We start from the raw sequence: 10431 nt of genomic DNA on the forward strand, positions 1-10431 counted from the left end.
CGGGCGCGACGTGGTCGTCCGGTCGCGGCCCCGCGGCGACCTCCGGGCGCTCTGCCGGCGCGCGCAGCACCGCGCGTCCCGGATCGAAGCCGGTACGGCGCTCGCCGGACCGGCCGACCCAGGTCCGCCGCTCCGCCGCGCAGCCCATGCGGGCCACCGATGCGGCGGCCGCCCGCGCCCGGATGCGCGGCGGCGGGCTGAACTCCCGCGCCATCACCCTCGGCGTCCTGGTCATCTGCTGCGTGCTGCTGCTGATCATCCCGGTCTCGAACTACCTGCGCCAGCGCGGGCAGATCGAGCAGCTGCAGGACCAGATCGCCGAGAAGAAGGCGTCGATCGAGCAGCTCACCGACCGCAACGAGCTGCTCGACGACCCGGCCTACATCAAGGCCCAGGCCCGCGACCGGCTGAACTTCATCGAGCCCGGGGAGCAGATGTACGTCGTCGCCAACAACAACCCCGGCTCGGACGCCGCCGCGCAGAAGAAGGCCGAGGAGCGTGCCGCGAAGAAGCAGGGCACGTCGGCGGGGGAGGATCTCGCCGATTCGATCGCCGAGGCGGACGGTCCCCCGAAGTGACCGGCCACGAGGAGTTCACCGACGCCGACCGGGTCGCCGTCCAACACCAGCTCGGCCGCGAGCCGCGCGCGACCCGCGCCGTCGCCCACCGCTGCCCGTGCGGGCTGCCGGACGTGGTGCAGACCAACCCCCGCACCGAGGACGGCACGCCGTTCCCCACGATGTACTACCTCACCTGTCCGCGTGCGGCGTCCGCGATCGGCACCCTCGAGGCCGGCGGGCTGATGAAGGAGATGACGCAGCGGCTGCAGGAGGATCCCGCCCTGGCCGCCGCGTACCGCGCCGCGCACGAGCAGTACCTGGCGACGCGGGACGCGATCGAGCCGCTGGGCCACGGCACCACCGCCGGCGGGATGCCCACGCGGGTGAAGTGCCTGCACGTCCTCGTCGCGCACTCGCTGGCCGAGGGCCCCCGCGTGAACCCGCTCGGCGACGAGGCCCTGGCGATGCTGCCGGAGTGGTGGGCCAAGGGCCCGTGCGTCGACGTGGCGGCACCGCTGCCGCCGCCGAAGAAGGGCAAGCGCTAGGTGCCCGAGCGGGTCGCCGCGATCGACTGCGGCACCAACACCCTGCGCCTGCTCGTCGCCGACGTCGACCCGTCGGCGCCGGTTCCCGTGCGCCAGGTCGTCCGGGAGATGCGCACCGTGCGGCTCGGAGAGGGCATCGAGCGCACCGGCGAGTTCGCCCCGGCGGCCCTCGAGCGCACCGAGGCGACCATGCGCGAGTACGCCGCCATCATCGAGGCGCACGGCGTGCCCGGGCCGGGAGTCGTGCGGATGGTCGCCACCAGCGCCAGCCGCGACGTCCGCAACCGCGACCGGCTGGTCGAGATCGCCCGCGCGACCGTCGGCGTCCGGCCCGAGGTCGTCAGCGGTGACGAGGAGGGCCGGCTGACCTTCGCCGGCGTGCTGAGCGGGCTGCCCGTGGACGAGCCCACCGTCGTGGTCGACATCGGCGGCGGCTCGACCGAGCTGATCACCGGCAGCCGCGCGGGCGTGGACGGCGCCGTGTCGACGGACATCGGCGTGGTGCGGCTGAGCGAACGCCACGTGCACAGCGACCCGCCGGCCGGCCCGGAGCTGGCACGGGTCGAGGCAGACGCGCGCGCCGCCGTCCGCGCGGCGCTCGCCGAGCTCCGCCCGGTGGCCGGGCGGCCGGTCGTCGGCGTCGCCGGCACCGCCACGACGGCCGCGGCGATCGCCGCCGGGCTGGACTCGTACGACCCCGCGTCGATCCACGGCTCGCGGGTCTCCTACCCGGACGTCGTGCGGGTGCTGCGGTGGAGCTGCGCCACCGACACGGCCGGCCGCCGCGCGCATCCGGCGATGCACCCGGGACGCGCGTCGGTGTTCCCCGCGGGGATGGTGATCCTGGACGTCGTGCTCCGCGAGCTCGCCGCCGACGCCCTCGTCGTCAGCGAGAGCGACATCCTCGACGGCATTGCGCTGTCAATCGGCGCGGCCCGGTAGTCCACAACCGGCCCGGCCGCCCACAGCCGCGCGGCGGCGCGCCCGTCCCTGCCGAGCACCCCTTAGCGTCGCCGGGGTGGACACCGCAACCTTCATCGCCGCGGCCGGCGTCGACCCCTACGCCAAGGCCGACGAGATCGTGACGGCGCGGCCGGCGGAGGTGAGCGCCCTCGGCGCCGCGTTCCTCGCCGCGGCCGAGGCGCTCAGCGAGTCCGGGAGCACGGCGGGCGTCGCCGCGCAGCTCGCCGATGCATCGACAGCGTTCGATGGAGCGGCGCCGACCGACCTGCTGTCCGAGGTCGCCGCCGTCCAGGCCGCGCTGCACGCCGACCCGTCGCGGCTCGCGGCGATCGGGGCGCCGCTGTGCGCGTTGGCCGAGGCGATCTACGCCGCCCAGCTGTGTGTCGGCGACCTGCTCGCCGACCTCGAGCAGCAGTGCGTCGCCGTCGTCCTCGCGTACCGGAACGCCGCGGCGAGCGCGCCGGCGACCGGCGTCGACCCGCGGGCGGCGTACACCGCGGAGGGAGCCGGGATCGTTCAGGCGGTGCACGCGCAGATCGCGGCCCGCGTCGACCAGCACGACGCGGTCGCGGCCGAGGTCCTGGCGGCGCTGCAGGACGCCGGCTACCTGATGCCGCCGGACGTCGACGCGACCACCGGCGGCGGGATGGCCGGCCCACAGCCCTGGCAGTGCCCCGCCATCCCGCAGGGCAGCCCGGCGCAGACCGCCGCCTGGTGGGCCGGGCTGAGCCCCCAGCAGCAGGCGGCGTGGCTGCAGCAGCGTCCGGCCGAGCTGGCCGCGGTCGCGGGGCTCCCCGCGGCGGTCTACGACCTGGTCAACAGGCGCGAGCTCGCCGACGACGGCGCGGCCGCCCGTCAGCAGGTGGCCGCCGCGCTGGCCGACCTGACGGCGTGCGGGGCGTACGACGAGGCGGTGGCGCGTGGGATCATCACCTCGCCCGAGGACCTGTTCGCGCTGGGCGCCGACGAGGCGCTGCAGATCAGCGAGCTCTCGAACGAGGCGGCGTTGGCGATGTCGGTGCTGCTGGCCTCCGCGACGCTGATGAGCAAGATCCACGGCACCGAGACGTCGATCGCCGCCGAGCCCGGCGGACCGCCGCGCTATCTCCTCGAGTACGACCTGGACGACTTCGGGGGAGACGGCACCGCCGTCATCGCGCTCGGTGACGTGGACGCCGCCGAGCACGTCGCCGTGCTCGTGCAGGGCGCGACGCACGACCTCACCAGCATCGCCGGCCAGACCGCATCCGCCGCCGCGGTGCTCGGCATGATGGACGAGCTCGGAGCCGGCTCCAACGCGGTCGTCGTCTACGAGGGGTACGACAACCCCACCCTTCCCGAGGCGCTCTCCGGAGCGCAGGCCGTGGCCGGCGCCGGCTATCTGCTGGACGACCTCGCCGGCTGGCAGGCCGCGCACCAGCAGGCGACCGGGACGGCGGCGCACACGACGCTGATCGGGCACTCGTACGGCACCGTGGTCGCGTCGTACGCGATGCAGCAGGGCGGCAGCGGTCTCGTCGACGACCTCGTGGTCTACGGATCACCCGGGCTGGCGGTCGAGGACGTCGGCGAGCTCGGTCTGCCCGGCGCGCACGTGTTCGCCGCGCTGGACCCGGATGACGTCCTGCAGGATCTGGCGAACCTCGAGCAGCAGCTCGGCGCCCCGTCGCTGTACGGCGTCGATCCCGCCGATCCGAGCTTCGGCGGCACCGTGCTCAGCACCTGGGGCGTCGACGGGCACGGCGACTACTTCGGCTACCAGGACGGTCAGCCCACCGACACCCTCCACTCGGCCGGGGCGGTGGCCGCGGGGGCCTACGGCCAGGCGAGGGTGCGCTAGAGCCGCTTGGTGGCCCGGATCGCCTCGAGCCGCCCGACCTCGGTCGAACTCGTGAGCGCGACGCCCGGCGGCGGGTTGGTGCCGGCGAAGATGCGATGCGCCTCCTGGGCGCTGCGCTCGGCGGCATAGTTCACCACGATGATGCTCATCGCGGTGAGCGCCGCCCACATCAGCGCGTCGGCCAGCTTCGGCTCCTCGATCGGCCGCGGCAGCAGGCCCAGCTTCTCGGCCTCCTTGTTGGCCTTCTCCTGCTCCTTGCGACGCTGCAGCGACGGCGGCTCGGTGCCGGTGGCGCTGCGCCAGGAGCTCTCCAGCCGCGAGCTCACGAACTTGTTCAGCGGGATCGCGATGAGGCCCGCGAGGATCTTCACTCCGGTGCCGGCCATGTCGGCTCCTCTACGTCGGTCGTCGGCTCGCCCGGGCTCGCGCCCTGGCGAATCAGGATCGTGACAAACCTAGTCGATCCGCCGCGCGCGTGGCGGGTGATCAGTTGACGGTGGCCGGCGAGTCGCTCAGCGTCTGCAGCACCGCCGGATCCTGCGCGCCCATCCACTCCAGGACGTGCTGGTACGTCGTGCACACGACGCCCTGCTTGCCGCACGCCTCGAGCATGAACTGCTCCGCGGCGGGGTTGAAGGCGTTCCCGGACCAGTCGTTGAAGTGGTTGCCGATGACCAGCGGGGCGTGGTTGCCGGCCAGCGCCGCCTGCAGCATCGACCGGTAGGTGTCCAGGACCATCTGGGTGATCTGCGGGGCGCTCGCCGGGTCGTCGGCGCCGTTGTTGAACCGGATCCAGAAGTTGTAGTCCATCGCGATCGTGCTCTTGCCGGACGCCGGGATCCGCACGTAAGGCATGTAGAACTCCCAGATGCCCTGGATCAGCTTCGGCCAGACCAGCCCGCTGCTGACGAGGCTGGTGTCGTACGTCAGGCCGTGGGCGAGCAGGGCCGGGAAGAACATCTCCGGCTTGCCCTCGAGGCACGGCGTGCGCTCGCCCTTGATGTCGGCGGCGGTCACCGTGAGCGCCGGGCCGGGCACCGACCCGATCGACTGGTAGCTCGCCAGGAAGGTGAAGAACTGGTCGAGCTCGCTGTTCCACTGGGCGGTCGTCCAGTCCTTGCCCGAGGGCGCGGCGCCGGCGCAGAAGTGGCCGTTGAAGTGCGTCCCGACCTCGTGACCGGCGGCCTTGGCGGCGTTGAGCGCCGCGACGGTGTCGGCGACGCGCTGCGGCGTGCCCCCGAAGCCGACGGACGACGTGCCGGGGGCGTGGCCCGGCCCCTGGTAGGCGCTCTTGGCGGCGTCCGTCAGCAGGTAGGTGCCGGTCAGGAAGCCGGTGAACCGGGCGTCGACCTTCTTGGCGGCCGCGGAGAAGGTGGTCCACTTCTGCGCCGACCCGGCGCCGTCGAAGCTGAAGATGATGAACTGCGGAGGCGCCTGGCCGGGGGCCAGCTTGCTGATCGGGAAGTTCGGCTGCGCCGCATCGGGCGTCGGGCCACCGCTCGAGGGCGCGGACGGGGCGGACGTGGGCGGCGACGATGCGGCGGGGGCGGACGACGTCTCCGAGCTGTCGTCGCCGGACGGCGCCGCGCCGGACGTCGACGACGGACCCGCCGCCACCTGCTCGTCGTGCTTGCCGGTGCTGTGCTGCACCACGACGGCGAAGATCACCACCAGCACGACGCACAGCCCCACCAGAGCGGCCTGCCGGCCTGCCTTGTCGCGCACTTCGGCCCCCATGCGTCTCGAGCCCGACCTCGGGCGGGGTGCGGCCCCCGCCCCGGCGGCCCTGGCTCCCCGGGACGAGTATCCGCCCGGACGCGGCCGGCCCGGCGGATCGCCACGCGGCCGGCGGCGTCCGGTCCGGCGCCCGCCGGTATCGTGAGCCGGGCCGCCCCTGTAGCCCAATCGGCAGAGGCAGGCGACTTAAAATCGCCGCAGTGTGGGTTCGAATCCCACCGGGGGCACGCACAGATACGTAACCTCTGTGTATGGCGGAACAACCTCGCGTCGTGCTTCGTTGAAGGGGCGAGGACTTTTCCTACCCCAGACCGGTTGGCCCACGGGCCACGAGCTCTTCAGGAGAGACGAGTGAGCAATCCTTCGCTCAAGCGGGTGGTCAGCGGTGCCGTGACCGCACCGCAGCAGGGCTACCAGACGTGGAGCATGCCCGGCCAGCAGTCGGCGTACGGCCAGGGCATGCCGGGCGGCGCTCCCGGCTTCGCGCCACCGGGCTACCAGCAGGGCTATCCGCAGCAGGGCTACCAGCCGGGCTACCAGCAGCCGCCGGTGCGCAGCGCCTCGAGCTACCTGGACATGAACGACGTGGTCACCAAGACGGCGGCGTCCGTCGTCACGGTCATCGTGGCCGCGATCGCCACCTGGGTGGTGCTCGGGCCGTCGGAGGCGGAGGTGTACCGCCAGGGCGGCGCCGCGTACTCGGCCCTGATGGGCGCGACCTTCGTGGGCATGATCGTCGGCCTCGTGCTCGGCTTCGTCAACGCCTTCAAGAGGACGCCGAGCGCGCCGCTGGTGCTGGCCTACTGCGTGGCCGAAGGCGTCTTCCTCGGCGGGCTCACCGGGGTGTTCGAGCAGTTCTACCCCGGCATCGCGGTGCAGGCCGTGCTCGGCACCATGGGCGTGTTCGTCGGCATGCTCGTCGTCTATCGCACCGGCGCGATCCGGGTGACCCCGAAGTTCCAGCGCTGGCTGGCGGCGGCGGTCATCGGCGCGGTCGTGCTGATGCTGTTCAACCTGGTCTACTGGCTGATCACCGGTCAGGCGAGCTTCCTGCGCGACGGTGGCCCGATGGCGATCGGGTTCAGCCTGCTGATGATCGGCATCGCCGCGTTCACGCTGCTGTCCGACTTCGACCTGGCCGAGCAGGCGATCCGCCGCGGCGCGCCGAAGGTGTTCGCGTGGGGCATCGCGTTCGGCCTGGTGACCTCGCTGGTGTGGCTGTACATCGAGATCCTGCGCCTGCTGTCGTACTTCCGCGAGTAACCGCAGCGCGCGAGAAGAAGGGGCTCGGCCGGTCGGCCGAGCCCCTTCGTCATGCGCTGGTGCCTGCTACGACAGCCGCTCCAGGATCATCGCCATGCCCTGGCCGCCGCCGACGCACATGGTCTCCAGACCGATCGACTTGTCGTGCCAGTCGAGCGAGTTCAGCAGCGTGGTGGTGATGCGCGCGCCGGTCATGCCGAACGGGTGGCCCACCGCGATGGCGCCGCCGTTGACGTTGACCTTGTCCTCCGGCAGGCCCAGCTCGCGGTAGGAGGGGATGACCTGCGCGGCGAACGCCTCGTTGATCTCGGCGAGCTCGATGTCGCCGATCGACATGCCCGCGTACTTGAGCGCGTTCTTGGTGGCCTCGACCGGGCCGAGGCCCATGATCTCCGGCGACAGGCCGGAGACGCCGGTCGACACGACCCGCGCCAGCGGGGTGAGGCCGAGCTCCTTGGCCTTGGTGTCGCTCATGATGACCACCGCGGCGGCGCCGTCGTTCAGCGGGCAGCAGTTGGCCGCGGTGACCCGGCCGTCGGGGCGGAACACCGGCTTGAGCTGCGAGACGCCCTCGAGGGTGACGCCCGCGCGCGGGCCGTCGTCCTGGGTGACCTGGACGCCGTCCGGCGTCGTCACCGGGGTGATCTCCCGCTCCCAGAAGCCGTTCTTGATGGCCTGCTCGGCGAGGTTCTGCGAGCGGACGCCGAAGGCGTCCATGTCCTCGCGGCTCACGTTCTTCACCCGCGCCACGTTCTCCGCGGTCTGGCCCATGGCGATGTACACGTCGGGCAGGTTGCCCTTGGTGCGCGGGTCCTCCCACGAGTCGGCGCCTTCCTCGGCGATCTTCGCGGTGCGCTGCGCGGCGTCGTCGAACTTGGGGTTGCGGGTGTTCGGGATGGCGTCGGAGTTCCCGTACTGGTACGACGACACCATCTCGACGCCGGCCGAGACGAACACGTCGCCCTCACCGGCGCGGATCGCGTGCATCGCCATCCGAGTGGTCTGCAGGGACGACGAGCAGTAGCGGGTGACGGTCGCGCCGGGGACGGTGTCCCAGCCCAGCAGCACCGACACGACGCGCGCCATGTTGAACCCCTGCTGGCCGCCCGGCAGGCCGCAGCCCAGCAGCAGGTCGTCGACCATCTCCGGCTTCAGCGCGGGGACCTTGTCCATGGCGGCCTGCACGGCCAGCGCCGTCAGGTCGTCGGGGCGGAAGCTCGCGAGCGAGCCCTTCACGGCACGACCGATGGGCGTGCGAGCGGTAGCGACAATGACAGCTTCAGGCAACTTTGCTCCTCGGTTGGGTGTCCCGGGACGCGCCGAGGCGGCGACGCCCGGTGATGCCCCCATCCTAGGCAGGGACCGCGGCGGACCCAACAGCCGGACCGAATCTGATTCGGTCGTCCTACAGGATGGGACGGCGTTCGCGGGCCACCGCGCGGACGGCGGGCGCGATCGCGTCGGCGATGATCCGGTAGCCGTCGGCCGACGGGTGGAAGCCGTCCTCGGCGAACAGCCCCCGGTCACCGGCGAAGGACGTCCCGGTGGCCGCGACGAGGTCCACCACCTCCGAGCCGCTCTGCCGGGCCCCGGCCGCCTGCGCGGCGGCGATGCGGCGCGATCGCCAGCCCCAGAGCGCGCGCAGCGGCTGGGCCACGCACGGCGCCGTGCCGAGGTCGGCGGTGGTCGCGAGGACGACGCGGCCGCCCCGGTTGGCCAGCGCGGCGGTGAGGCGGTAGGTCGCGTGCTCGACCTCGGCCGACCGGCTCCAGGCGCACACGTCCATCGCGCCCAGGACGACGATCGCGAGGTCGTACGGGTCGGCCTCGGACGTGATCAGCGCCCGCGAGGCCTGGATCTTGACGTCGGCCGTCAGGGAGTTGGGGACCGCGACGCTGCGCGCCTGCACGCGATAGCCCGCCCGGGCCAGCATCCCGGTCAGCCGCCCGGCCGGCGAGCGGCTGCTGTCGCCGGCGCCGACGCCGGCCGCGAAGCTGTCGCCGAGGATCACCACGCGCAGCAGCGGCCCCGTCGCCGGGCCCTGCTCGGCCGGCAGGTCGGGCGCCGAGCGCGGATCGAGGGCGGCCCGGCGGCGAGCCGTCAGCAGCTGGGTGGCGACGACCCCGACGGCGCCCACGGAGGTGGCGAACGCGGTGGCTGCCGCACCGAGGGCGATCGAGCGGGCGAGCTGCTGGGGATTCATGTCGCGTCTCCGTCCTGGGCGGGAGCCGCCGGCGTCCGCTCCACGACCTCGGCGACGGACAGGTCCGCGACGAGGTCCGGCAGCGCCGGTCGATCGGGACCGCGGCGCGGGATGGGCAGCGGGACCGGCAGCAGCCGGGCCAGCCGGGCGCGGTGGATTCGTCGCCCGTCGAGGGTCGTGAGCTGGTCGGCGGTGACCTCCGAGCCGGTCTCCTGGGACGACTGAGCCGCGGCCTGCGCGACGCTCTGGCGACGCCGCTTGAGCGCGCGGTCGCGGATGTCGCTGCGCGAGATCGGCCAGTAGCCCAGCGCGTCGGCCACCGACGGCAGCACGACCGATGCCGCGGTGGCGTAGCCGGCCGCGGACGGGTGGAAGCCGTCCTCGCTCCACAGCTCGCGGTAGGTCGCGAACGCCGGCCCGAGCGACGAGCCGAGCGCGACGGTGCGGCCGCCGGCCTGGATGACCGCGACGATCTGAGCGGCCGCCATGTCGCGGCTCCACTTGCGCGCGAAGCTGCGCAGCGGCTGCGGGATCGGCCGCACGGTGCCCAGGTCGGGGCACGTCGCGACGACCACCTCGACGCCGTGCGCGCGCAGCCGGGTGACCACCTCGCCCAGGTACCGGCAGGCCACCGCGGGCTTCGTGCGGGCGGTGACGTCGTTCGCGCCGATCATGATGACCGCGACGTCTGGCTTCTCCGGCAGCACGTCGGTGACCTGCTGGTCGAGGTGGCGGGAGCCGGCGCCGCTGACCGCGACCCGGGTCAAGCGCACCCGGCGCCCGGCGAGCCGCGACAGGCCGGCCGCGATGAGCACGCCGGGGGTCTCGGTGACGTCGTCGACGCCGAGGCCGACCGCGGACGAGTCGCCCATCATCGCCAGCACGATCGGCTCGCCCGAGCCCTCGCCCCAGATCCCGTTCCCGGTCGGCGGGTCGTCGACAGGCGTGAACCGTTCGACGCGCCGCCGCGCCGAACGTGCTTCGGACAGCAGCAGCGCACTGGCTGCCGCCCCGACCCCCGTGGCAGAGGCGCCGAGTAGTCCGGCCGCCCCCGCAATCTGCCTCGCTCTGACCCCCATGGTGCTGTGAGTTTACTAGGACGCGCCTAGATGAGCTGGGTGGCGTGAGTGCGGTACTCGCGTCCGCGGATGCGCCATACGAGGGTGCCGTCGCGCTCCAGGCGTAGGTCGAGGCCGAGCTGGTGGCGCCAGCGGTGGTGCTGCTTGCATTCGGTGGCGAGGTGGGTGTCGGCGGTGGTTCCGCCGGTTCCGTCGGGCCGGTGCGGGATGACGTGGTCGAGCTCGCAGCGGTGGGCGGGGC

11 protein-coding genes and 1 tRNA gene are annotated in these 10431 nt (G+C 73.1%); 6 read left to right on the forward strand and 6 right to left on the reverse strand.

The annotated features are described in order from the left end of the window. The 4 genes from F8A92_RS17490 to F8A92_RS17505 form a co-directional block, all read left to right on the forward strand. The coding region (locus F8A92_RS17490; protein ID WP_194291567.1) for an FtsB family cell division protein at positions 1 to 578 on the forward strand (578 nt) is incomplete at its 5' end. Continuing rightward, on the forward strand, positions 575 to 1105 hold the full coding sequence (locus F8A92_RS17495; protein ID WP_153506466.1) for a DUF501 domain-containing protein: 531 nt from the start codon (positions 575 to 577) through the stop codon (positions 1103 to 1105). The genes F8A92_RS17490 and F8A92_RS17495, both read left to right, overlap by 4 nt. Further along, entirely contained in the window at positions 1106 to 2047 is a 942-nt protein-coding gene (locus F8A92_RS17500) for a Ppx/GppA phosphatase family protein (protein WP_153506467.1), read from the forward strand. It begins immediately after the preceding gene. Positions 2048 to 2123: 76 nt separating this feature from the next. Then, the gene (locus tag F8A92_RS17505) at positions 2124 to 3908 is read left to right on the forward strand and encodes an alpha/beta hydrolase (protein WP_153506468.1); all 1785 of its coding nucleotides are present in this window, start codon (positions 2124 to 2126) and stop codon (positions 3906 to 3908) included. Here F8A92_RS17505 and F8A92_RS17510 read toward each other — a convergent pair. Together F8A92_RS17510 and F8A92_RS17515 are read right to left on the reverse strand one after the other, a co-directional pair. Next, the gene (locus F8A92_RS17510) at positions 3905 to 4294 is read right to left on the reverse strand and encodes a hypothetical protein (protein ID WP_153506469.1); all 390 of its coding nucleotides are present in this window, start codon (positions 4292 to 4294) and stop codon (positions 3905 to 3907) included. The genes F8A92_RS17505 and F8A92_RS17510 overlap by 4 nt on opposite strands. Before the next feature lie 100 nt (positions 4295 to 4394). Further along, complete coding sequence (locus F8A92_RS17515; protein ID WP_228389546.1) at positions 4395 to 5633, reverse strand: polysaccharide deacetylase family protein; 1239 nt, start codon at positions 5631 to 5633, stop codon at positions 4395 to 4397. Between the two features lie 165 nt (positions 5634 to 5798). On the opposite strand from F8A92_RS17515, the gene F8A92_RS17520 reads away from it, so the two are divergent. After that, positions 5799 to 5872: transfer RNA gene (locus F8A92_RS17520), tRNA-Leu, on the forward strand. 124 nt (positions 5873 to 5996) lie between these two features. Further along, a complete protein-coding gene (locus F8A92_RS17525) occupies positions 5997 to 6908 on the forward strand; it encodes a Bax inhibitor-1/YccA family protein (RefSeq protein ID WP_228389547.1) in 912 nt (303 codons plus the stop codon). Positions 6909 to 6974: 66 nt separating this feature from the next. Here the strand turns inward: F8A92_RS17525 and F8A92_RS17530 are convergent, their stop codons facing one another. The 4 genes from F8A92_RS17530 to F8A92_RS18715 all read right to left on the reverse strand — a co-directional run. After that, on the reverse strand, positions 6975 to 8195 hold the full coding sequence (locus F8A92_RS17530) for an acetyl-CoA C-acetyltransferase (RefSeq protein ID WP_153506470.1): 1221 nt from the start codon (positions 8193 to 8195) through the stop codon (positions 6975 to 6977). Positions 8196 to 8313: 118 nt separating this feature from the next. Next, positions 8314 to 9111 (reverse strand): GDSL-type esterase/lipase family protein, encoded by a 798-nt coding sequence (locus tag F8A92_RS17535; RefSeq protein ID WP_153506471.1) that lies wholly within the window; start codon positions 9109 to 9111, stop codon positions 8314 to 8316. Next, the gene (locus tag F8A92_RS17540; RefSeq protein WP_153506472.1) at positions 9108 to 10190 is read right to left on the reverse strand and encodes an SGNH/GDSL hydrolase family protein; all 1083 of its coding nucleotides are present in this window, start codon (positions 10188 to 10190) and stop codon (positions 9108 to 9110) included. Before F8A92_RS17540 ends, F8A92_RS17535 begins: the two co-directional genes overlap by 4 nt. Positions 10191 to 10216: 26 nt before the next feature. Then, positions 10217 to 10431: hypothetical protein (locus tag F8A92_RS18715; RefSeq protein WP_228389548.1), on the reverse strand; the 215-nt coding region annotated here is incomplete at its 5' end.

Source organism: Cumulibacter manganitolerans (assembly GCF_009602465.1).
In the GTDB taxonomy this organism is placed as follows: domain Bacteria; phylum Actinomycetota; class Actinomycetes; order Mycobacteriales; family Antricoccaceae; genus Cumulibacter; species Cumulibacter manganitolerans.

Excerpts from the sequence above, each read along its gene's own strand:
- F8A92_RS17535 (WP_153506471.1), bottom strand. The coding sequence starts at position 9,111 with ATGAATCCCCAGCAGCTCGCCCGCTCGATCGCCCTCGGTGCGGCAGCC.
- F8A92_RS17510 (WP_153506469.1), bottom strand. The coding sequence starts at position 4,294 with ATGGCCGGCACCGGAGTGAAGATCCTCGCGGGCCTCATCGCGATCCCG.
- F8A92_RS17540 (WP_153506472.1), bottom strand. The coding sequence starts at position 10,190 with ATGGGGGTCAGAGCGAGGCAGATTGCGGGGGCGGCCGGACTACTCGGC.